Origin of the sequence: Pseudomonas sp. LTGT-11-2Z, from assembly GCF_003691445.1 — a bacterium.
Taxonomy (GTDB): Bacteria; Pseudomonadota; Gammaproteobacteria; order Pseudomonadales; family Pseudomonadaceae; genus Aquipseudomonas; species Aquipseudomonas monteilii.
Genome location: NZ_CP033104.1, coordinates 4,475,839 through 4,495,282, shown reverse-complemented (window position 1 = coordinate 4,495,282; position 19,444 = coordinate 4,475,839). Strand labels below are relative to the sequence as shown.

Sequence of the window (19,444 nt, the reverse complement as noted above, 5' to 3'; positions counted from 1 at the left end):
AGCTACCTTCAGGTCCCGCGGCCGGGGACGGCTGGGCGGGACGCGCACACGGATCAAGAAGGCGTTGCGCGCTGGGCGTCCCGCAGGGCATGCGGCGGAGTGCGGGACAGGGGCCACGCCGCCGAAGGCGGGCACGGCTCACGGGGAACGGGGGCGGTCAGGAGCCTTTGCGGCCGCTACGGCGCGGGCGCGAGGCGCCGCGCTTGGAGCTGCCGGATTCGACTGGCAGCGTGCCTTTGCAGTCCGGGTAGCGGCTGCACGACCAGAACGGGCCGCTCTTGCCGCTGCGCTGGCGCGTGGGTGCGCCGCACTGCGGGCATGCCGGCCCTTGGGGAACCTTGATGGACAGGGAGGCGCTGCCGTACTGCGCAATCAACTGCGAAATCCACGCGGCCTGCTTGCCGATGAACACGTCCAGGGTGAGCTGTCCGGCCTCGATCATGTCGAGCGCCTGTTCCCAGACGGCGGTGGTGCCAGGGTCGGCAATCGCCGCAGGCACGGCATCGATCAAAGTGAAAGCCGCATCCGAGGCGCGGATGGCGCGCCCCTTCTTCACGAGGTAGCCGCGAGCGATCAGGCCGCCGATGATGTTGGCCCGCGTCGCTTCGGTGCCGATGCCAACCGTATCCTTGAGCTTCTGCTTCAGGCGGGGATCGGACACCAGCTTGGCGACGCCTTTCATGGACTTGACCAACTCGCCTTGCGTGTACGGTTTGGGCGGCAGCGTCTTGAGTGCCTTGAGATCGACGTCGGCCACCTGGCATGCCAGGCCCTCATACAGTTTCGGCAGCGCGGGCAGCACCTGGGCGCGGACCGCAGTATCGCCCTCGCCATCACCGTCTTCGGCCTGCGGCTCGGCGAGCACCTGGCGCCAACCCGGGATGACAACCTGCTTGCCCGTGGCCGCCAGGTTCTGCCCCCCGCACGAAAACTTGGCCACAGTGCGGTCGAACTCGTGGTGAGGGAGGAACTGCGCCAGGTAATGCGACCGGATGAGCCTGTACACGGCCAGTTCCTTCTCGCTCATGGCGGAGAGCTTCGCCGGTTCGAGCGTCGGGATGATGCCGTGGTGCGCCGTGACCTTGCCATCGTTCCAGGCGCGCGAGCGCTGCGAGCGGTCGAGCTGGCCCATGATCGAGCGCAGCGAGGGATCGGTCTTGAGCAGGCTGTCGAGAACGGTGGGCACTTCGGCAAACATGCTCTCGGGCAGGTAGCCGGAGTCCGAGCGGGGGTACGTCGTGGCCTTGTGCGTCTCGTACAGGGCTTGGGCAATCTCCAAGGTTTCCTGCACGTCCAGCCCAAGCTGCTTGGAACACACTTCCTGCAAGGTGCCCAGGTCGAACGGCAGCGGCGGGCCTTCGCGGACACGCTCAGTCTCCACCGACACGACGTGGGCACTGCCCGCAGCGCGGATCTGCTGCATGGTCTGCTGTGCGACCGGCTGCCGCAGGCAGCGGCCTGCGTCGTCGGTGCACGCATCGGGTGGAACCCATTGCGCGGCGAAAGTCGAACCGCCTGCGAACAGGGACACGGCGATGGCCCAGTATGGTACGGACACGAAGCGCGCGATCTCGCGGTCGCGGTCCACAACGAGCTTGAGCGTCGGGGTCTGTACGCGGCCGACCGACAGCACGCCGTCGTAACCCGCCTGTCGCCCCAGCACCGTGAACAGCCGGCTCAGGTTCATGCCCACGAGCCAATCCGCACGGGAGCGCGCCAGCGCCGAGTGGTACATCGAAAGCGTCTCGGCCGAAGGCCGCAGCTTGCCCAGTGCCGCCCGAATGGACGCATCGTTGAGCGCCGACAGCCACAGGCGTTCGATGGGGCCGCGGTAGCCGCAAAGCTCCACGATCTCGCGGGCGATCAATTCGCCCTCGCGGTCGGCATCGGTGGCGATAACCAGGTGAGTCGCCTTCGCCAAGAGCGCCTTGACGACCTTGAATTGCGTGGCGGTCTTCGGTTTGACCTCGACCCGCCAGTGCTGGGGAATGATGGGCAACTGCTCAACGGACCATCGTTTGAGCTGCTCGTCGTAGGCCTCGGGCGGCGCCGCCTCCACGAGATGGCCGATGCACCAGGTGACCGTGACGCCGGAACCGTTGAGGCAGCCTTCACCGCGCTGCGTGGCGCCGAGAATCCGGCCAATGTCTTTGCCCTGGGAGGGCTTCTCGCACAAGAACAGCCGCATATCCGTCCATCCCGATTCCTGTTGTTCATGGAGTTGCTGGGATCGAGGATGCCGAGCGCAGCCCCTGGCAGCAGCAAACAAGCCGCATGCGGCAGCGACCGCTTTCACGCCGATGAAATGGCGAGTGCGGGGAAGGTGCGTGGCCGGAAGTGTGCGGGCCGAGAGCCGCGATTTCCGGGAGCGCGCGTGGAACTCGGTGGACGTTGGTGGAGCTATCCCCTGGGGATAATTCGCAGCGCATGGAGGGCGGCGAAGCACTGCGGCAGCCGCCCTCCATGCCCGATCACTTCCTGCGCTTGGTCTCTTTCGGCGCCGTCGATTCCTGGGTGGCCTGGGGCTTCGGCTCTGCCTCCTGTGGCTTCGGGCTGAGGGCCACAGACTCGATGCGGTACGGCAGGATGCCGACACTGCGCGCGTTGACCTGCCAAGTCTCACGCGGCTGATCTTCGTTGTCCGTCCAGGGGTCGCGCTCCATGCGGCCGACGACCAGCACCCGCATGCCCTTCTGGTAGAGCTGCTGCCAGCGGTCGGCGTCGTGGTGCCAGAGTTCCACCGGCGCCCAGAAGCCGCCGCGGTCCTCGAACTCGCCGCCCTTGGTGGGGACGGGGTTGTCGAAGTACACGTTCAGCCGGAGCAACCGGCGAGGATCGTCGTTGCCATTGGGGAATTCGCGGTACTCGGGAGGCGATCCGATGTTGCCCTCGCCGATGAATTGTGTGCTCATGTTGGAATCTCCGTGGTGGTTGAAATACCCGTGCCTCGTTGGGCTCGGGCGCGTGCTCGGATGGCAGGCGCAATCACCGATCGCGCACTGCGGCAGGAACGGACGCGAGCCGGCGCAGGTAGGTGTTGTCCGCCTGCGCGGCCTTGCTGGCGCATTCCTGTGCTTGCCTGCCCAGGGTGTGCAGCAGGCTGATCTGCATGTTCAGCATGACGCGCTGCAGTTCGATCTCGTGCAGGTCGTGCAGCAGGTTGACCGGCGTGCTGGGGCTCGCCATCAGCTCCTGCCACAACGCCACGCCCATGGCCGATCGATCGTGCTTGCGCCAGCGAAGAAAGGTCGTGCCTGCGCCAGTGGTCTGCTGGGCCAGCTCGACGGGAAGCAGGTGGAAGGGATGCCCGCACGCCTGTGGCAGCACCTGTCGCTGCGCCAGGGCAATCAACTCGTCGCGCATGGCGAAGCACTGGCTGGCCCAGGCCTCGAAGTCCCCTTTACCTTTAAAAGGCTTTAAAAGGCCTTTTAGAGAGGCCGCGTGTTCCAGCCGCATGAAGGCTGGCTGTTCCAGACCACGGAAGTAGCGAGGTTCGCGGTTCGGGTCGCTCATGCCTGTTCGTCCTCGCCGGTGCTGGCCTCGGCCGGATCGGCGGCAGTGCCTTCGTCGCTGGGAGGTGCGGCTGCGGCAGCGCTATCACTGCGCTGTTGCAGGCCGCGGCGCACGACGGGCGGCGCAAACTTCGAGCGGCGAGCGCCTTCGAGCACGTCCTGCGGCAAGTCGCCGAACTTCTCCAGCGCCGCCCGCGCTGCGGCGTTCTTGGCCGCGAAGTCGTCGCGGGTGCATCCCGAGTAGCGGTACTGCTGGGCCAGGCTGAACAGGCTGCGCAGCGTGTGAGCGCCTTCGTTGAGCCACCGCTCCAATGTCGAGCGATCGATCAGCGCGGTGTGATGGGCGAGGATCAGCTTGCGGGCGATGTCGTCATAGTCGGCCAGGAGATAGACCGCGGCAAAGCCGAGCTGCGCGTTCACGAACAAGGGGAGCTTCACCGGTTGCACGTTGAGGTTCTCGCCCAGGCTCAACGCCGCTGGCACGCCGGCCAATGCCTGGTCCACCTGCTCGCGCAGCGATTGCAACGTGGTCTTGGCCTGGTCGAGCTTTTCCTCGATGCGCAACATCCACCAGTCGCTGTACGGGTCATCCTGTTCCGAGCCGCGCTTCATCTTGTTCATCACGGCGATGTAGCCGTTCAGGCCGACGATGCCGGGTCGCCCCTCGGCGGCGGCGCGGCCATGCCAGATGCGCGATGCGTGGTGGGTGTGAAGCGTCAGCGACATCGCGCTGCGCAAAGAGCCGAGATTGAGTTGCAGAGGTTCGTTGGTTGCCATGGTGTCCGCTCGCTTGGGAAAAGGAGCGGTCAGGATCGGCATGCAGCGGAAGGCAGTCAGTCAACAAACCGAAATGAACTGGTCCCCGGTTGTCGTGGTGGTGGCGGCCCGCAATGCGAGCTATCCCCAGGGGATAGCTCCATCAAACGCCACAGAGCGCTGCTCGCGCAGATGGTGGGTGCGCTCAGGAACCGGACGCCACTGCAGCACCGTGGACAGAAGCACCCAGCCTGTGTCTTTCGGTGTTACGCCTTGCATCACATCTATCCCCAGGGGATAGCTCTACTGACGGCCACGGGCGTCTGCTTCACGCCCTTGTCGCTCGTCGCGCTCAGCTACTGCGCAGAAGGTCGCGCAGCCGGTCGATGTGCTGCCGGGCTACCTCGGGCGGAACTACATTGCGCGGTGGCTCAGGCGGTGCATCTCGTGCAGGGGCAGGTGGCGGTGCTGACCCAGCTTGCCTGGCCCATGCGTTGAACTCGCCACGGATGGCACGTTGGATGATGCCGAACAGGTAGCCTGCCGGGTTGCGGATGGTGCTGCCACGACAGCGATCCGCCCATTCGTCCAGCACGGCCTGGCGTAGCGGGGCATCGACCTGCTGCAATGCCACCATGGCGCCGGCCTGCTGTTCATCTTTCAAGCCGAGAAAGCGATCAGGCAGACGAACTCCCGGCATCGCGCGCGCCTGCCCACGCTCACGCGCGGTAGTACGTACTTCATTAATACGACTACTACGTACAGTACGGTCCTGTTTCGGATTCCGAAGAGCGCCGTCTGCTGCGTGTTTTGGCCCTGCTTCGGAATCCGAAGAGGGCCGATCAGAATTCCGAAGAAGGCTCGGCGCCCCTTCTTCGGAATCGTGAACCGTGTCCTCCTGTGGATAACTCTCCTGCGACCCAATGCCTTGGCTTGCGAGGCGTTCGGCAAGGACCTGCAGCCGCGAGGGCAGCATGCGGCCAGACAGCAGCGGGTCTTCGGCGATCTCATTGAGCGTGTGCAAGCCCACGACCTGAACGGCCCTGGCCGAATGGCCCAGGGCTTGGCTGACGAGCTGCAGGTAGTCCGGGTCGAGCTGCATCGCCTCGAACGGGGTCAGGGGCTCATCGTGCAGGACGTAGAGGTTGCCGAGGATGCGCCCGGTCTTGGGGTCGCGCCTGCGGCGCACGAGACTCAACCAGCGCGTCAGGCGCAACAGCGTCAGCGCCCGTGCCACGGTCTCGTGGGAGGCCTGTCCGGCGCAGGGCATTGACGCGAGCCACGGGCGAAGTTGCTCATACGTCGGAAACGCCGTGACGCCATCCTCGTTGAGCATCATCCGGAAGACTTGCCAGGCATTGCGTTCCAGCGGCGTCAGGCGTCGGTCGAGGAACAGCCGTCGCGGCACGCTCTCGTGCCGATTTCCACTGAACAGGAAACCGTCGCCGGTTGCAGACACAGGAGACGTCGCGGATGCGAAGGCGGGAGCCGGTGCTAGTGGGCGAGGTTTCGGTGCAAGGTCTTTCAGCGCGCTGTCGAACAGATCAGCGAGGGCGACCGGACCTTGGCGTGGTGCTCGTGGTGCAGCGTCGTCCACGGCCATGATTCAACCCAGTCCCTGATCGATCCAGTTCTTGATCGCAGCCCAGACCACCGACAGCGGCAGCTCCATGCCTTCGGCGAGGTCCATTGCCGCATCAAGAACCGAGGTCTCATCCTCCAGCTCGACGTTCCTGCTGCTGGTCACGACCTTCCAGCGCCGCCACAGCTCGGTGTCCTGCTCCTCGTCCAGAACCGGATGGCGCCCCTTGCGTTTGGGCAGGCCGAGAACTTCGCGCCGAAGTGCGACTTCCTGATGTGTCAGCCCGTAGAAGCGGCTCACCATTTCGGTACTGGCACCCAGGCGCAGCATGCGATCGACGGTGGCGATCTCCTTCTCCACGTCCTGCGCCTGTTTGAGCAATCGCCGGAGCACTTCCCGGTTCACCGAGACAGAGCACCAGGAGACGTTGGCATTGGCCAGCACGCTGATCAGCGCCGGATGCTTGAGCGCATCCAGCTCTTCCTCGCCGAACCCCATCGCCTTGCAGCGACGCAGTTGCCCGTTTCGTAGGTCGTAGAGTGCCTGCGCGATGACGGCCTGGTTGAGTGGGTTCGGTGCGGACATGCAGGCCTCCCTCGCTCAGATCCCAGAACCGACAGCGCCGGCTTCCAGATCCAGCAGGCGCCGGGCCAGCCGCAGCAGACGAAACAGCTTGACCAGCGCGGTGTCGCTCAATCGCCGGGCCCCGCCGTCACGACGTTGACCCTGGCCGTGCAACAGCGCTGGCAGGTCTGTGATGAGTTGCCCGCTGTCCAAGCCGACGCCGGCTGGCTGCTGACCGGCCAGGGAAACCAGTAGTGCGAGCACGGCGCGTGCGAGCGGCGACGAAGCCTGGGCTGGGGCACGACACGTGAACCCGATGCCATCAGAACGATCCTCGACACACGCGTCCAGGTCGGCCTCGCCCGCGATCTCGCGCGCGAACTGCGCGATGTGGATGCGCAGGCGGTCGGGTGTGTCGAGGCCAGGGTCGATATACCAGATGTCCGAGATGGGATAGAGGCCACCGGCCTGCACGGGAATCGACTGCAAGACGTTGGCCGAGAAGTCGGGCGGCAGCGCATCGCCCAACTGGTCGGCGACCATGCGCTGGATGGACTGGAGCCGCTCCGTCGTGGGTGCCGGAGAGATGATGTGCTCGTCAAGCAGACCGCCATTCGCTGCCGCAGGGCTGGCTGCGGATGCCTCGCTCGGGGCCCCATCGTCCCGGGGCCTTGTCGGCGCGTCGGCAGAGTGGCCCGCAGAAGGTGCAGTTGTAGTGGGGGGCGGTGCCGGTTCGATCGGCGGCCGTGCGATGGCCCCAGGCTCGGGCAATGCCGGCGGCGCCGATGGCGGGGTTGGGTCGCTGACCAGGGCGCGGTGGCGGCTCTCGGATTCGGTCAGGTCCAAGGCGAGCACGTCGTAGTCGATGCCCAGCAGCTCGGACATCTGACCGATCAACTCGTCCTGCACACGCGGCGGCGAGAACTCGTCGGGCTGGACATCAAATTGCGACAGCGCCTCCAGAAAGAAGCTGTCGAAGTCCAGCGGCAGGGAGCGGCCTTTGGCATAGTGCTCCCACGTGCGTTCGCTGGCTTTGCGCATGACCGACAGCCGCTCGACCTGGTGGCGGCCGAGGCCCCCGTATAGGACGGTCGGGATCGCGGGCAGCAGGTAGCGCACCGCGTCAGCCATGCGGCTGATGTGCGACTGCTGGACTGGGAAGCCGTCGGCGGCCAGGCGGCGGGCCAGCTCGGACTGGCTCAGGGTGGTGCCGCTTTCAGCCTCATAGAACTCGCGGGCTTTCTCGACGCCCAGGGCGCGCTCGATGAACGTGAGGCCGCCGCGTAGTTCGTTCTCGGCGAGGTGCCCGGTCAGGGCGACGATCTCTCCGCGCGCAGGCCACGGCCGGAACAGGCACGATATGCGGAAGAAGCGTTCGTCCTTGGTCTCCGCCCAGAGTTCACGCAGGATCGCCAGCCTGGTGTTGCCGCCGTTGCGGATGATGTAGTGCGCCTCGCCAGGACGGCGTGTGATCGCTGGCGCCGCGTCCAGGCCGCGCTCTCGGATGGAGGCCTTGATTTCATCGTAGGCCGAGTTGCGCTTTTTGCGGGGGTCGTGGTCGTAGGGCCGCAACTGGTCCAGCGTCACGACCATCGGCGTGTCGGCGATCGGGTCGCTCAAGGCCGTGGCCGATGGCCCACTGCGCTCGAACCCGGCGGCAAGCAGCTTGCCGGCCATGTCCTGGGAGGTCATCTCAGCCATGACCACATCCCTCGGCGTTGACGGCCCGGGCCATGCGGGCCTCGCGCTCGGCGCGGCGGATCTGTGCACGGGCGTTGAGATCCGCCCGGTAGTCGCTCGCTGTTGAGCTGGTGTAGATGGCGGCGCAGCCGGCCTTGGTGAACTTGAGGTGTCCGCCCCGTGTGCGCTTGACGTGCCAGCCTTCGCTCACCGCAAACTCAATCAGGGCGCGCAGCCGTTTGTGGCCGCGGGCCAGTTCATGTGCGTTCGCCATGTGACCTCCCGGTTTCAATGGAACGAGGAGGACGGCCGGACACGAGGGCAAATCTGTCTTGCCACTGTGGGAACAGTTCGCCGGCGAGCGCGCGCATGGTGTCGAGCGCGGCGGGCGCAACTCTGCCCGGCGGCTGGCGATGCTCGACGCGATGCACCGGCAGGCCGCGGGTTGCGGCGCGCGGATAGGCCTCGATGGCCGGCACGTCGGTGCCCAGCACGCATATGCCGGCATGGTCCTGGAACAGGTCGCGCAGCGCCTGCTGGATCATCCGTGCATTCGCGGACACGGGGTGGACGCGATTGATGAGCAGGTGCAGGGATGGCGGTTCGATGCCGAGGTGCCGGTATGGCGCGATGTCCTCCAGCAACTGCATGGTGCCGCGTCGCAGTTCGCGGGCAGCGAGAATTTCCGGGGTCACGGGCGACAGCGCCAGGTCAGAGGCGAGCACCGCCATCTCCAACAGCACCGAGCGTGCACCCTGGGTGTCGATCAGCACCAGGTCATAAAGCGGCGCCAGCGCCGGCAGCAGGTGCCGCAGTCTCAGGCGTCCGTCTGGCGCGTGCAGTAGCAACGTGTTCAGTTCACCCCGGTGATCGTTCGAGAGCACCAGGTCCAGGCCCGCGATGATGGTGCGGGACACCAACTGATCGAGGGCGCGTTCGTTGAACGCCAGCAACTCATAGATACCGCCGGCAGCGCGGTGTGCCAGCTCGTAATAGGACGACAAGGTCGGCTGCACGTCGAGATCGAGCAGCAGCACACGCAGCCCCGCGTCCGCGGCGAGGCCGCCGAGGTTGGCGGCCGTAGTCGTCTTGCCTACGCCGCCTTTCGTTGAAATTATGGATACGACCTGCATGGCGCTCTCCGTTTGGCGATGGGAAAATCGAGGGGGAGCGGGTCAGGTCCGGTTGTTGAGGCGTTCGGCGATCCACTGGTCGATCTCGACCGAATCCCAGCCCACGGCGCGCACGCCCAGGCGCAACGCCTGCGGAAACTGGCGCTTCTTCATCAGGTTGTAGATGTGGGCGCGTTTGAAGCCGGACTTCGCTTCAACTTCATCGAGCCGCAGGATGCGGCGCTCGTGCGGTGGCAGTACAGGTATTTGCGACATGGCGGTCACTCCTGAACGCTCAGTAGCGTTTGTTGGCGTGACCTCTATTCAATAGACATGGCTGCGGAAAAACATTGCAAATGCAATCTCCGCGACTGCACATACAAGATGGAAGAATTCACGCGGCTGCGCTACGGACATTCTTCCTGGCATTGGCGAACTTGCCGTTCAAGGTTCGCTCCGTGATGCCCATGGTGCCGCCATAGTGGGCGAGCAATGCGGTGACGATGGCCTCCTGCGTCTTGAAGCTGGAGTACGGCACGCCGGATGGGGATTGGCTCAGCATCAGCGTCAGCATGCCGCCGATGATGTTCAGGTATGTAGTTTCCGCCCGATCACTGATCACGCACTGCTTGGGAGCCAGCAGTACGGCGGACTGCTTTAGCAAGACTTCGTGTTGCTGTTGCAGTTCGCGCATCTCGCGTCGGCTATGGTCCAGCGCGGCCTGCAGAGCCAGCCGTTCCAGCAGGATTGCCTGTCCTGTCTCGATGGTGATGAAGGGATGCACCATGCGCTCGCCGCGACTGAACAGAAATCCCGGCCGATGCTCGGGATAGTGGGTGCGCATCCACCGCTTCAGATCGACATGGCGGACGGTCAGATCGAGTGAACTCACCAGATCTGGGTCATTAAGTGTGATCCCGTTCTTGCCGAAGGGTAGTTCGGCGTTGAGGATACCGTCGTAGATGCGTTCCGAGTACAGCCGACACTCGTTCCATCGCGGGCAGTCCAACATCTGCGGCAGACAACGCGGTGATGCGATCGATGCGACGATCACCGCTTCGTACCGCAACAACCCAGCCCACCGTATGGCAGCTTCGATGGGACGATAGAACACCTTTGATAGTGGTGGCTCCTTGTGCATGTTTTCGTCTCCTTTCGGAAGCGCTACATCACCGGCTCCTTCTTGCCCCACCAAGGGGCTGTTTTTTCGTTATGCCTGTGGCTGATGCCTGGGGCGATGCCCTGGAACATGGACGGAAGAGATCATGGCACCCGTCACAGGTGGTTCTCTCTTGCTCGATATGCAAGAATTGACCAGTTGCCGGTCCGTCGAGTAATAAGGAAGAAGCACGCTCGACAATTGCGCTCACGGTGCCAGCGTCATGGGGTGCGTCAAGCACATCAAGACCGATTCGATATGGTCTGATATCCCCACGGTTTCACAAGGCGCAGGGGATTGCATCCGCTGCTCCACGTCCAGAGGGACCTGGAGAAATCCGCGCATGTCATGCTTGTTTCGGCATCCTGATATATCGACATAGCATCTTGCGGCGAAGCATTTTGCTTGGTTCAATCCAACGCACTTTGCGTTCACGCGCCTGCGGTGTGGGCCAAACATGGTCACATCGCATCAGGATGCAGTGCAGTTCTATCGCCCGCTAGGCATCCTGCCTTCCCTTGAACTAGTCCGTGGTGCGAGAAGGCATCCGCCGCTCTTGATAGAAGCATCTTGCTGCCGCGATGACTTTGATGGGCGTGATGCGCGGAACATAGTCCAAGAACTCGACGGCGGTATGCCGCGAAGCCATGAATGACTTGCCCGCTGATTCTTATCCATTAATTCAATAATTGTTGTACTATCGAATCATGAACGAAGATCAAGCCGTTTCCGCCCTGAGCGCCTTGGCGCACACCCAGCGCCTGCGTGTGTTCCGCGCCCTGGTCGTCGCCGGCCCGGAAGGACTCACGCCCAGCGTGCTGGCCGACCAGCTCGACGTGGCCCGCAACACCTTGTCCTTCCATCTGAAGGAACTGGCCCACGCCGGCCTCGTCAGCATCGAGCAGCAAGGCCGCAACCTGATCTATCGCGCCGAATACGACCACATGAACGGCCTGATCGGCTACCTGACCGAGCATTGCTGCCAAGGCGGAGTGTGCGAGGTTTCCGAATCCACCCGCTGCGACTGCTGACGCCATGACCGACACGATCTACAACGCATTGTTCATTTGCACGGGTAATTCCGCCCGCTCCATCCTTGCCGAAGGCATGCTCAACGAGCTGGGCAAGGGCCGCTTCCACGCTTATTCGGCGGGCAGTCACCCCAAGGGCGAGGTTCATCCGCTGGCACTTGCCACGCTGGAGCGGCTGCACCTGCCGACGACCGGCTACCGCAGCAAGAGCTGGGACGAGTTCGTGGCACCGGGTGCGCCGGTGTTCGACTTCATCTTTACAGTTTGCGACAACGCTGCTGGGGAGGCTTGCCCGCTGTGGCCGGGCAAGCCGGTGTCGGCGCATTGGGGCGTCCCTGATCCGGCAGCCGTCGAGGGCACTGAGGAGCAACAGCGCAAAGCGTTCCTCGACGCCGCGATCACGCTGCGCCGACGCATTGAACTGTTCCTGTCGCTGCCGCTCCAGCGCCTGGACGCCATGTCGTTGCAGCGCGAGCTGCGCGACATCGGCCGCCAGTAAGGGCGGCGCGATGACTACAGAAACCGAAGCGGCCGGTCACGCGCCGGCCGCATCTGCCATGAGCAGCTTCGAGCGCTATCTGACCCTGTGGGTGCTGCTGTGCATCGTTGCCGGCATCGCGCTGGGCCAGTTCGCGCCGGGCGCGTTCCAGGCCATTGGCCAGCTGGAAGTCGCCCAGGTCAACCTGCCGGTGGGCTTGCTGATCTGGGTGATGATCGTGCCGATGCTGCTGAAGGTGGACTTCGGCGCACTCGGCCAGGTCAGGCGACACTGGCGCGGCATCGGCGTCACGCTGTTTGTGAACTGGGCGGTCAAGCCGTTTTCGATGGCGCTGCTGGCGTGGATCTTCATCCGCCATGTCTTCGCACAGTGGCTGCCGGCCGGGCAGCTGGACAGCTACATCGCCGGGCTGATCCTGCTGGCCGCCGCGCCCTGCACGGCGATGGTGTTCGTGTGGAGCCGGCTGACCGGCGGCGATCCGGTGTTCACGCTGTCGCAGGTGGCGCTGAACGACACCATCATGGTGTTCGCCTTCGCGCCCGTCGTCGGCCTCCTGCTGGGCCTGTCGTCGATCATCGTGCCATGGGCCACGCTACTGGTGTCGGTCGCGCTCTACATCGTCATTCCTGTCATCCTCGCGCAGCTCTGGCGCCGGGCGCTGCTGCGCCGGGGTCAGGTTGCGTTCGACCGGGCGCTGGAACGTATTGGCCCGCTGTCGATCGCCGCGCTGCTACTGACGCTGGTGCTACTGTTCGCCTTTCAGGGAGAGGCCATTATCCGGCAACCGCTGGTGATCGCCATGCTGGCGGTGCCGATCCTGATCCAGGTGTTCTTCAATTCCGGGCTGGCGTACTGGCTCAACCGCAAGGTAGGCGAGAAGCACAGCATCGCCGGCCCCTCGGCACTGATCGGCGCGAGCAACTTCTTCGAGCTGGCCGTGGCCGCCGCCATCAGTCTGTTCGGCTTCCACTCGGGCGCGGCGCTGGCCACCGTGGTTGGCGTGCTGATCGAGGTGCCGGTGATGCTGCTGGTGGTGCGCGTGGTCAACCGCTCGCGCGGCTGGTACGAGCGCCAAGCGTAATCATGGACAACACCATCCCGCGCTCTCGCGGCTGGCTGATTCCCTCGCTCGGACTGACGCAGATCGTCGCGTGGGGGTCGATGTTCTACGCCTACGGCGTCCTGATGCAGCCCATGCAGGACGAACTCGGCCTGTCCAAGCCCGCCATCGTCGGGGCTTATTCGGTGGCCTTGCTGATCTCGGGACTGCTTTCGACCGCGGCCGGCAGCATCATCGACCGCATCGGTGGACGTCTGCTGATGGGAAGCGGCGCCTTGCTGGCCGCCGTCATGCTCGCGTGCCTCTCGCGGGTACACAACGCGACGGAGCTTTACCTCGTGTGGGCCGGTATCGGCGTGGCCATGAGCGCGACCTTGTACCAGCCGGCCTTCGCGGTCATCACGCAGGTCCATGGCAGCAACTATCGCCGGGCGATCACGCACCTGACGTTGTTCGGCGGTTTCGCCAGCACGGTATTCTGGCCGCTGACGCAAACGCTGTTGCAACACGTCGGCTGGCGCGAGGTCTGGTTGATCTATGCGGCCGCGAACCTGCTGATCTGCCTGCCCATCCATGCCAGCCTGCCAAAGGGACGCGGCCCGGCACACGGCACACCCCCAGCGCGGACGGAAACCCGATCCCGCAATCTCACCGCGGTCATGCGCGAACCGGTGTTCTATCTCGTCACGGCGGCTGTGACGCTGAATGCACTGGTGTTCGCGGCGATGTCGCTGCACATGATCCCAGTCTTGCAGGCACATGGCATCTCTGCCGCAAATGCGGCCTGGGTCGGTGCGCTGATCGGGCCAATGCAGGTACTCGGCCGTGTGGTGCAAGCCACGGTCGGCAAGCGGGCCAGCACGCGCCAGGTCGGCATGGCGGCCATCAGTCTGCTGCCGCTGTCATTGCTCCTGCTCTTTGCTTCCGAGCAGTGGCTGCCGGTGTATGTCGTGTTTGCCGCGCTCTACGGCATCGGCAATGGCGTCATGACGATCGTACGAGGCGCCTTGCCCGCCGAGCTGTACGGTCGGGCCGCTTATGGCGCCATCAGCGGCGCGATGGCGACACCCGTGCAGATCGCAGTGGCCGCCGGCCCCTTCGTGGCCTCGCTGCTGTATTCCGCCGGCAACGGCTATCCCGGCACGCTGCTGGCCCTGACCGGCATCAGCGCGGCGGGCGCGATCCTGTTCGGCTATGTGATCAGGCATCTGCGCCAGCAATCCATGCTTCTCTCGAACGAAGGCACCTCGACATGAGCCACATCACGATCTACCACAATCCCGATTGCGGCACGTCACGCAACGTCCTCAGCCTGATTCGCAACAGCGGCGAGGAACCGGCTGTCATCGAATATCTGAAGACACCGCCCGACCGCGACATGCTGAAGGCGCTGATCGCCGCGATGGGCATCCCGGTACGCGCGGTGCTGCGCGAGAAAGGCACGCCGTATGCGGAACTCGGCCTGGGAGATCAGAAGTGGAGCGACGAGCAATTGATCGACTTCATGCTCCAACATCCGATCCTCATCAACCGACCTATCGTGGTCACGCCGCTGGGCACGCGCCTGTGCCGCCCGTCGGAAACAGTGCTCGACATCCTGCCGCAACCGCAGCGCGGCGCGTTCAACAAGGAAGACGGCGAGCCGGTAGTGGATGTGGAGGGCCGTCGTGTCTGAATCCCGTCTCGACCTGCCGAACATCGACGCCGCATTGCTCCAGCCGCCGGACATGGAACGGCTACTGGCACCCGAACGTTCCACCCATGCGCCACGCTTCCTGCTGCTCTACGGCTCGCTGCGCGAACGCTCGTTTAGCCGACTGGCCGCCGAAGAGGCAGCCCGCGTGCTGCGGGCGTTGGGCGGCGAGACGCGGCTGTTCAACCCGTCGGGCCTGCCGCTGGTGGATGACGCGACCGAGGATCATCCCAAGGTCAGGGAACTGCGCGAACTCGCGCAGTGGGCCGAGGGTATGGTGTGGAGTTCGCCGGAGCGCCATGGCGCGATGTCCGGCCTGATGAAAACGCAGATCGACTGGATTCCGCTGTCAGTCGGCGCGGTGCGTCCGACTCAGGGCAAGACGCTGGCAGTGATGCAGGTGTCGGGCGGCTCGCAATCTTTCAATGCTGTCAATCAGATGCGCGTGCTGGGCCGCTGGATGCGGATGCTGACCGTCCCCAACCAGTCCTCGGTCGCCAAGGCGTATCAAGAATTCGATGAAGCGGGACGCATGAAACCGTCGGCCTACTACGACCGCATTGTGGACGTGATGGAGGAACTGATGAAGTTCACGCTGCTCACGCGCGATGCGTCGCCGTATCTGGTGGACAGGTATAGCGAGCGCAAGGAAAGCGCCGAGGCGTTGACCAAGCGCATGCAGCAGGCGGTAATCTGATAACCCCTGATTCCATTCGCCTATCGCCGCACGACGGCCTTGGCCACTGGAGGCCCCATTGCATCGCGACAGCATCGTAGGGCGGTGCGACTGCGAAAAGAGCAGTCCTTGGACTTCAATGGAAGTCGTTGGATGAACTTTGTTGCCGAGGGCGAAAAACAAGGCTATAATTGAGTTCTTCACTGATCACCACAGTGAAGAAAGTGATTGGGAAACAGAGACTTAGCGCTCTAGTGCATGACTCGTTTCCCGCTCCAAACATGTAACGCAAAAAGGAACCTTCGGGTTCCTTTTTGCGTTTTTGTCGTTGTGCGGCCAAAAAAACAGGCCCGGGGCAGGTCCCCGGGCCGTCAGCTCAACGGTACTCGATGGTGAAGTTCAGCGCCCCCTTCGCTTCCCCTGCGGTGACCACCGGTGCGGTCTGGTAATAACGTGCACGCAGGTCAAAGCGCATGGTGCCTGGGGTGACAGCAGCCATGTCGAGGAACTCTTCCAGTTTCAAGGGGGTGTTGTCACTGCGCAGCACCTGGATGCCGACACCGCTGGCAGATGAGTCTGTAGTCAGGCTGAAAAGGCCGAGGTCACGATCGATCGGTACCGATCCGTCCACACCGTCCAGGCGCATGAACGCACGGGCAACGCTGCCTGCCGGGTCGTCCTCGCAGTCGCTGAGGGTGATGAAGAAATCGACCGGGTTGGTGGTGGTGTGCTCTCCGGTGAACACGGCGATGTCATGCTTGCCCAGTTGCACCGGGTCGGCACTGACCGCGTCGGCCTTGAGCGTACACTGGGCTTGCATGACCTGACCATTGATGGTCAGCCGAAGTGCGTCGCCCACATCACTGATGGTTGCCCTGGCGACTTCCTGGCTGAATGATTGCGGCCCCGGCGTAATGGTGCCGGTCTTGATCAGCGCGATGTACTTGAGGCGCTGGATGTTCGAGGTCAGGTTATTGGGGGTCATCCTCTCCTTATGTTCGGCCAGGAAGGGAAGGGCGCCGATTCCGTCGACCGCTTTGAAGTGGTTGTTCGCCGTGCCGTTCAGAAAACTGCCAAACTCCACATACAGGCCCACACCGGGGATGCTGGTCTGCAGCACCTTGCCGTCCACATTATGGCCGTCGACTGGCGGGAATGTGCCAGGGGCCAGGGGCAATGGCGTGGTGACGTTGGCGGTCAACGTCCTGAGGCCGTCGTTGTCGCAGATCAGTCGGGCACCATCTGTCCCTGTCATGATCTGTGCGCCCCATGAGGCGATCTTGCTACCGACAGGGGCATCCCTGGCCACCCATGCTGCGGCGCCGAGATTGTGGTTGAACAGCATCGGCCCGGGGGTCGATTCCCACTTGCATTCGTCTGCGGCCTGTACGGCGCCGGTCACCGATAACATGCCCAGGATGGCAGCGATGCTCAGGTTCGTGGAAAGTTTGCGGGGCATTCTGTGTTTCCTGTCATGGCGTTGTGCAGCGTAGGGTCTGCATGCGGTAACCCTGATCTTCCTGCATGGTCGAAGGGTCGATCGGCAGTTGGCATTGTTGCTGAGCCTGCTCACCCCAAGTGGCCAGCAGTGTCTGCGGATGTGCGTCGGTCGCCACCAGCGCCTGGCCGGCCTGGCCGACGATCGCCAGGTGTTCGCCTTGCGGGGTGCTGACCCGGGTGCCGAAAGGCAAAGGGCTGCCGTCGGGGTGTTGCAGGGTCAGGATCAGGCGGCTGACATGGCGCGCCTTGTACTCGGCCAAGACCACCGCGCCCCGACGGGGCACCACTTGGGTGGTGCCGTTTTCTATCTCCACGTCCGGTCCCAATTCGTCGGTCTGCAGCGCAATCTGGTTTATCCGGTAGGGGCGCATGTGCGGGGCTAGCAGGTAACCACTGTCACTGGTTTTTGCGCCAGGCGCGTTGTCCACACCCACCCCGGCAATATCGGGTACGTGAACCAGCGCATTGGTGTCGCCGAGGTAAGAGCCGAGCACGATACCGCCTGCGTGGGCAAGCACAGCCCCGCTGGCGTTGACCGATACGTTGCGGTAGTCGCTGCCCTCGGTATAGCCGGCACCAAGGTTGACCTTCGATGTCTGGTAGCCTGCCGAAATGGCCGCCGAGGTGCGCTGTTGTTCATCGTTGGCCAGCGATGCCTGGTAGCTCAACCGGTTGTCCTGCGAACCGCCATTGAGGCTGGCACGTTCACTGAAATGGCCGTTGCTTTCCTGTACGTCGAAGCTGGCAGTGCTGGATGCGCCCAGGTCCAGCGGAACAGTGACGCCCAGGCCGATGATCCGGTCGTTGCGCCCGTCGTTGTCCAGCGACTGCGACGCATACAGGTTGATGCTGACGCGGCGATATTGCGTATTGAACTGAAACTGGTACTGGCGCCGCTGCAGGCTGGTGTTCCAGTAATCATCCTGGGAAAAGGTCAGGCTCAGCGAGCTGCTGCCGAAGTTTTGGTAGATCGAACTTTCCAGGCGGCTGCGGCGGTTGCCCAGGTAGCTGCTCGAAGCATTGCGCTGCTGCACGGCCTCCTCGAACTCGCGATAGCCTTCGGTGGAGTAGCGGTAGCCGGCAAAGCGCAGGCTGGTGCCGGTCTGGAACGACTTGCCGTAACGCACGGAGTAACTTTGCCCTTGCACCTGGCCTTGGTCGCCCAGGTCTGTACGTGCCTGGGTAACATCGAGCGACACTGCGCCGAGGTCGGCGAAATCCCTGGCGGCTCCCAGGGTGGCGGCATTGTAGTATTCGCTGCCCAGCAAGCCACCGTACAGGGTGGTGCTCCAGGCGCCGCCGCGTGCCAGGGTGGCTTGCCATAGGGCTGGGTCGTCCAGGTCATCGGCGCCGTCGTAGCGGCCAGCGGCGATGTTGTAGCGCCAGACGCCTTCACGCAGCAGGTTGCTCAGCGTGGAGTATGGCTGGATGAAGCGGCGCACCTGGCCATCGGCTTCGGTCAGGACCACCTCCAGGTCGCCGCTGCTGCCGCCGACGCCCAGGTCATTGATCTCATAAGGGCCGGGCGCCACGTAGGTGGAGTAGATCGGGTAGCCGTTCTGCAGCACCTCCAGCTTGGCCCGCGTTTGCGCTACCCCACGGATTACCGGGGCGTAGCTCTGCATCACATCGGGCAGCATGTCCATATCGGTGGCCAGTTGCACGCCCTTGAACGGCACACTGCGAAACACATCGCCGTTGGTGAAGGTTTCGCCCACGGTTGCCGTGCCCCATTTACCCGGCAGGTCATGCTGGGCGTAGGTGTTGGTGTGGGTCCAGCTGCGTTCCTGCTGGCCGTCGTCGCGCCAGCTCTGGCTGCTGCGCAGGCGCCAGCCGGCAATGTTCAGCCCGCTGTTCAGGTACAGGTCCTGGCTGCTGCGCGTAGGTCCGGCATTGCCGCTGTAGTGTTGCGCCGAGGCCTGGTAGTTGACGAAGGCGGCGGTGATGCCGGCGTCCCAGCGCTCGGGTGCGACACTGCCGGCAACGTCACGGCGCAGGGCGATTTGAGGAATGGACAGCGCTAGTTGCAGCTTGCCGGGGTCCAGTTCGAATGCAGCGTCGGGTACCAGGCCCGGCAAGTTCGCGCATTGCTCGTCGCTGGGCAGTGGCGCCTCCAGTGCTTCTTCGCGCAGGCCGAGTTCGCGTAGCAGTGAAGGTGTCAGGCAGGGTTCCAGCCCCTTGCCGTCGTCACGCTCGCGAAAATCGATGGCATGGCGGCCAGCGGATGCCAGGTTGACCAGCACGTCGACCTGATAGCGGCCGGGGGCCAAAGTGGCTTGCGCGGCCAGCGAGCGCAGCGCCGAGGCACTGGCGTCGGTCGACTGCCCGGGCGCAATGTGCATGAAATTCGGGTTGAATTGCAGTGGTTGCTCATCGGCGAGTGCGGCGGGTATGGCAATGAACAACAATATGCTGCAATGGGTCGCTCGCCACTCAAGGGATGAGTGGATACTCGCTAATAACTGCTGGCGCAGGTAGAAAAATCGCATGGATGGGCACCTTTTTCGCGCCGCTTGTAAACAAGAGTGAGGGCAGTGGTCCATCTCTGGAAGTAACGCTCCGCCAGCGGCAAATTTGACGCGACGATACGGGAGGCACAGGAATCTAGATGTAGGAAAAG

General features: G+C 63.9%; 19 protein-coding genes. 6 read left to right on the top strand and 13 right to left on the bottom strand.

The features are described from left to right. Positions 1-157 precede the first annotated feature (157 nt). The 11 genes from D8767_RS21060 to D8767_RS21010 form a co-directional block, all read right to left on the bottom strand. Positions 158-2,188 (bottom strand): DNA topoisomerase III, encoded by a 2,031-nt coding sequence (locus tag D8767_RS21060; protein ID WP_003116834.1) that lies wholly within the window; start codon positions 2,186-2,188, stop codon positions 158-160. A 283-nt stretch (positions 2,189-2,471) separates the two neighbouring features. Then, a complete protein-coding gene (locus tag D8767_RS21055; protein ID WP_003098976.1) occupies positions 2,472-2,912 on the bottom strand; it encodes a single-stranded DNA-binding protein in 441 nt (146 codons plus the stop codon). A gap of 73 nt (positions 2,913-2,985) precedes the next feature. After that, positions 2,986-3,513: a DUF3158 family protein gene (locus D8767_RS21050; protein ID WP_049323458.1), complete on the bottom strand. Its 528-nt coding sequence runs from the start codon at positions 3,511-3,513 to the stop codon at positions 2,986-2,988. Continuing rightward, positions 3,510-4,289, bottom strand: coding sequence for a PFL_4669 family integrating conjugative element protein (locus tag D8767_RS21045; protein WP_011871436.1), 780 nt, complete (start codon positions 4,287-4,289; stop codon positions 3,510-3,512). Before D8767_RS21045 ends, D8767_RS21050 begins: the two co-directional genes overlap by 4 nt. 331 nt (positions 4,290-4,620) lie before the next feature. Beyond that, positions 4,621-5,871, bottom strand: a complete 1,251-nt coding sequence (locus D8767_RS21040; protein ID WP_011871435.1) for an STY4528 family pathogenicity island replication protein — start codon at positions 5,869-5,871, stop codon at positions 4,621-4,623. A 3-nt stretch (positions 5,872-5,874) separates the two neighbouring features. Beyond that, a complete protein-coding gene (locus D8767_RS21035; protein ID WP_009876573.1) occupies positions 5,875-6,435 on the bottom strand; it encodes a DUF2857 domain-containing protein in 561 nt (186 codons plus the stop codon). A 15-nt stretch (positions 6,436-6,450) separates the two neighbouring features. Further along, on the bottom strand, positions 6,451-8,115 hold the full coding sequence (locus D8767_RS21030; RefSeq protein WP_009876572.1) for a ParB family protein: 1,665 nt from the start codon (positions 8,113-8,115) through the stop codon (positions 6,451-6,453). Beyond that, positions 8,108-8,368, bottom strand: a complete 261-nt coding sequence (locus D8767_RS21025) for a hypothetical protein (protein WP_009876571.1) — start codon at positions 8,366-8,368, stop codon at positions 8,108-8,110. The genes D8767_RS21030 and D8767_RS21025 overlap by 8 nt, the downstream gene beginning before the upstream one ends. Next, positions 8,352-9,227, bottom strand: coding sequence for a ParA family protein (locus tag D8767_RS21020; RefSeq protein WP_011871433.1), 876 nt, complete (start codon positions 9,225-9,227; stop codon positions 8,352-8,354). The genes D8767_RS21025 and D8767_RS21020 overlap by 17 nt, the downstream gene beginning before the upstream one ends. A gap of 42 nt (positions 9,228-9,269) precedes the next feature. Then, positions 9,270-9,482: an AlpA family transcriptional regulator gene (locus D8767_RS21015; protein ID WP_009876569.1), complete on the bottom strand. Its 213-nt coding sequence runs from the start codon at positions 9,480-9,482 to the stop codon at positions 9,270-9,272. Between the two features lie 118 nt (positions 9,483-9,600). Continuing rightward, a complete protein-coding gene (locus D8767_RS21010) occupies positions 9,601-10,347 on the bottom strand; it encodes a hypothetical protein (RefSeq protein ID WP_011871432.1) in 747 nt (248 codons plus the stop codon). A 725-nt stretch (positions 10,348-11,072) separates the two neighbouring features. Between D8767_RS21010 and D8767_RS21005 the strand changes: the two genes are divergently transcribed. Genes D8767_RS21005 through arsH form a run of 6 tightly spaced genes read left to right on the top strand, consistent with a single transcriptional unit; the run spans position 11,073 to position 15,345 of the window. Then, a complete protein-coding gene (locus D8767_RS21005) occupies positions 11,073-11,396 on the top strand; it encodes a helix-turn-helix transcriptional regulator (protein ID WP_009876567.1) in 324 nt (107 codons plus the stop codon). A 4-nt stretch (positions 11,397-11,400) separates the two neighbouring features. Next, complete coding sequence (locus D8767_RS21000; RefSeq protein ID WP_009876566.1) at positions 11,401-11,895, top strand: arsenate reductase ArsC; 495 nt, start codon at positions 11,401-11,403, stop codon at positions 11,893-11,895. Positions 11,896-11,905: 10 nt separating this feature from the next. Beyond that, the gene (gene arsB / locus D8767_RS20995) at positions 11,906-12,976 is read left to right on the top strand and encodes an ACR3 family arsenite efflux transporter (RefSeq protein WP_011871431.1); all 1,071 of its coding nucleotides are present in this window, start codon (positions 11,906-11,908) and stop codon (positions 12,974-12,976) included. Between the two features lie 2 nt (positions 12,977-12,978). Next, positions 12,979-14,211, top strand: a complete 1,233-nt coding sequence (locus D8767_RS20990; RefSeq protein ID WP_009876564.1) for an MFS transporter — start codon at positions 12,979-12,981, stop codon at positions 14,209-14,211. Further along, entirely contained in the window at positions 14,208-14,630 is a 423-nt protein-coding gene (gene arsC, locus D8767_RS20985; RefSeq protein WP_009876563.1) for an arsenate reductase (glutaredoxin), read from the top strand. Before D8767_RS20990 ends, arsC begins: the two co-directional genes overlap by 4 nt. Further along, positions 14,623-15,345: an arsenical resistance protein ArsH gene (gene arsH / locus D8767_RS20980; protein WP_011871430.1), complete on the top strand. Its 723-nt coding sequence runs from the start codon at positions 14,623-14,625 to the stop codon at positions 15,343-15,345. Before arsC ends, arsH begins: the two co-directional genes overlap by 8 nt. Positions 15,346-15,700: 355 nt before the next feature. On the opposite strand, the gene D8767_RS20975 is transcribed toward arsH, so the two are convergent. Together D8767_RS20975 and D8767_RS20970 are read right to left on the bottom strand one after the other, a co-directional pair. Further along, positions 15,701-16,783, bottom strand: a complete 1,083-nt coding sequence (locus D8767_RS20975; RefSeq protein ID WP_016715109.1) for a fimbrial protein — start codon at positions 16,781-16,783, stop codon at positions 15,701-15,703. A gap of 13 nt (positions 16,784-16,796) precedes the next feature. Continuing rightward, positions 16,797-19,313, bottom strand: a complete 2,517-nt coding sequence (locus tag D8767_RS20970) for a fimbria/pilus outer membrane usher protein (RefSeq protein WP_028698646.1) — start codon at positions 19,311-19,313, stop codon at positions 16,797-16,799. Between the last annotated feature and the right edge of the window lie 131 nt (positions 19,314-19,444).